The organism is Pseudomonas sp. AGC41 (assembly GCF_057334555.1).
Genome location: NZ_JBHFJB010000028.1, coordinates 1 through 3,217 on the forward strand (window position 1 = coordinate 1; position 3,217 = coordinate 3,217).

Annotated in this window: 3 protein-coding genes; all 3 read left to right on the forward strand. The window is 65.3% G+C overall.

Translation table 11 applies throughout. The annotated features are described in order from the left end of the window. Positions 1–71: 71 nt before the first annotated feature. On the forward strand, positions 72–836 hold the full coding sequence (locus ACE04F_RS04710) for an IclR family transcriptional regulator (RefSeq protein WP_434624435.1): 765 nt from the start codon (positions 72–74) through the stop codon (positions 834–836). Positions 837–865: 29 nt separating this feature from the next. Then, positions 866–2,083: an amino acid deaminase gene (locus tag ACE04F_RS04715; protein WP_486105245.1), complete on the forward strand. Its 1,218-nt coding sequence runs from the start codon at positions 866–868 to the stop codon at positions 2,081–2,083. Positions 2,084–2,220: 137 nt separating this feature from the next. Continuing rightward, positions 2,221–3,138, forward strand: coding sequence for a sugar kinase (locus ACE04F_RS04720; RefSeq protein WP_434674112.1), 918 nt, complete (start codon positions 2,221–2,223; stop codon positions 3,136–3,138). Positions 3,139–3,217: the final 79 nt, after the last annotated feature.

Sequence of the window (3,217 nt, forward strand, 5' to 3'; positions counted from 1 at the left end):
CCCCCCCCCCCCCCCCCCCCCCACAAGGGCGTTCTTGCCCGATGAAAATTGAGATTTCAGGAACCGCAGACATGACCGAAGACACCATCAAACGCCGGGCCCGGGGATTGGATCGGGCGTTCGATATCCTCGACTTCCTCAAGGAAATCGGCCAGCCGCTGCGCCCGAACGATATTGCCAGCGGCATCGGCAGCCCCAAGTCCACGGTCTACGAACTGGTGGCGTCGCTGCTCGAGCGGCGCATCCTTGAGCCGGTCGGCAAGGATGGTCACGTCTACCTGGGGCGCCAGTTGTATTTTCTCGGGCAGGCGCACCTGCGGCATTTCGACCTCAGCCGCGAGGCCGACCAGGCCTTGCAAGAGATCGTCCGCCAAACCCGCGAAACCGCGCAGATGTGCCTGCTCAACGGGCGCAAATACACCGTCGCGCTGATGAAGGAAGGCGAACGGCACTTTCGCATTTCCTCGGACATCGGTGAGAACGCGCCGATCCCCTGGACCGCGTCCGGGCGCCTGCTGCTGGCGCATCTGAGCGACCAGCAGATCGTCGACCTGATCGACCCCGACGACTTCATCCTGCCGGGCGGCGAGCGTTTGCCCCTGGAGCAGTTTCTCAAGGAAATCCGCCAGGCCGGTGTCGATGGGTTTTTCTCCTTCGACAGCGTCGCCGACACCTTCACTCATTGCTTCGCCGCGCCGGTCAAAGACCCCAGCGGCGTGGCCATCGCGACCCTGTGCATCGTCGCCCCGAGGGCCGATGCCAAGAACAATTATGCCGACTACCGCCGGGTGCTGATCGAGAGCGCCAACAACCTGGCCCGTCGCATCAACGAATAGACAGCCGCGGCTGTATGAGGAGTTCGAACATGTCTTCTGCCATTGATAACGCCGGTGTCGAAAAGGGCGCCGCTTCCCTGGGCGCCCACCTGCTGCGCGATGTCAGCCTGCCGGCCCTGGTACTGCATCGCGAGGCGCTGGAGCACAACATTCGCTGGATGCAAAAGTTCGTCAGCGACAGCGGCGCCGAGCTGGCGCCCCACGGCAAGACCAGCATGACCCCGGCGCTGTTTCGTCGCCAGCTCGAGGCCGGTGCCTGGGGCCTGACCCTGGCCACCGCGGTGCAGACCCGCGCCGCCTACGCCCACGGCGTGCGCCGGGTGCTGATGGCCAATCAATTGGTGGGCCGGCCGAACATGGTGCTGATCGCCGATCTGCTGGCCGACCCGGCATTCGAATTCCATTGCCTGGTGGATCATCCGGACAACGTCGCCGAGCTGGGGGCTTATTTCGCGTCGCGCGGCGCACGGTTGAACGTGATGATCGAGTACGGCGTGGTCGGCGGTCGTTGTGGTTGCCGGACCGAAGCCGAGGTACTTGCCCTGGCCGAGGCCATCGCTGCGCAACCGGCGTTGGCCTTGACCGGTATCGAAGGTTACGAAGGGGTGATCCACGGCGACCACGCCATCAGCGGCATCCGGGCGTTCGCCGCATCCCTCGTTGGGCTGGCGATGCAGTTGCAGGACAGCGGCGCGTTTGCCAACGACAAACCCATCATCACCGCGTCGGGCTCGGCCTGGTACGACCTGATCGCCGAATCCTTCGAGGCGCGCAATGCCCACGGGCGCTTCCTCAGCGTGTTGCGACCTGGCAGTTATGTGGCCCACGACCATGGCATCTACAAGGAGGCGCAATGCTGTGTGCTGGAGCGCCGCAATGACCTGCACGAAGGCTTGCGTCCAGCGCTGGAAGTCTGGGCCCACGTGCAATCGCTGCCGGAGCCGGGCTTTGCGGTGATTGCCCTGGGCAAGCGCGACGTGGCCTACGACGCCGGGTTGCCGGTGCCGCTCAAGCGCTACACGCCGGGTTCGGACTCGGCGACGGGGGACGACGTCAGCGGCTGCAAGGTGACCGCGGTGATGGACCAGCATGCGTTCATGAGCGTGGCGCCGGGCGTTGAGCTGCGGGTCGGCGACATCATTGCGTTCGGCACGTCCCATCCGTGCCTGACGTTCGATAAGTGGCGGGTGGGGTGCCTGGTGGATGAGGGGTTGCGGGTGGTCGAGAGCATGGAGACTTGTTTCTAAGAGTGAGACCGAGTCGCGGCCTTCGCGAGCAGGCTCGCTCCCACAATTGGGTCTCGGGTGACCAAGCGATCACTTGTGGGAGCGAGCCTGCTCGCGAAAGCGGCCCGCAACACACCGCTTAAATATCAGGATAACTCATGAGCAACACCAGACCCCGCATCGCCCTCATCGGCGAATGCATGATCGAACTGCAACACCGCGCCGACGGCAGTCTGCAGCAAAGCTTCGGTGGCGATACGCTGAACGCCGCGGTCTACCTGGCCCGGGCCTTGGGCGACAACGGCGCTGTGGATTACGTCACCGCGCTGGGCGACGACAGTTTCAGCGATGCCATGTGCCAGGGCTGGGCCGCCGAAAACATTGGTTTGGGCATGGTCCAGCGCTTGCCCGGGCGCCTGCCGGGCCTGTATTGCATCCAGACCGACGCGACGGGCGAGCGCCGCTTCCTGTACTGGCGCAACGAGGCGGCGGTGCGTGATTGCTTCACCTCGCCAGCCGCCGCGCCGATCCTCGCAGCGTTGGCCGACTACGATGTGCTGTATTTCAGCGGCGTGACCCTGGCGGTGATTGGCGAGCAGGGCCGGCGCAAACTCATCGACACCTTGGTCGAGGCGCGCCGGCGCGGGGCTCAGGTGGTGTTCGACAACAACTACCGACCGAGGCTCTGGGCCTCGGTCGAGGCGGCCCGTGCGGCTTATCGCAGCGTGCTGCCCTACGTCGAGCTGGCGTTGTTGACCGTGGACGACGAACAGGCGCTGTTCGGCCATGCCGACAGCGAGGCGGTGTTCGCTGCCTATGCACAGTTGGGAACGCCTGAAGTGGTGCTCAAGCGCGGCGCCGAGGCTTGCCTGATTCGTTGCGACGGCCGGTCTTATGAAGTGCCTGCCCTGCGGGTCGAGCGGGTAGTGGACACGACGGCGGCGGGGGACTCGTTCAGTGCCGCCTATCTGGCGAGTCGCTTGCTCGGCGGCAGCCCGGCGGAAGCCGCCGAAGCCGGGCATTTGCTCGCAAGCCGGGTGATTCAGGTGCCGGGGGCGTTGATTCCCCGGCAGTGACATCACGTCCCTGTGGCGAGGGAGCTTGCTCCCGCTCGGCTGCGCAGCAGTCGCAAAATATGGGCCTGCTGCGCAGGCC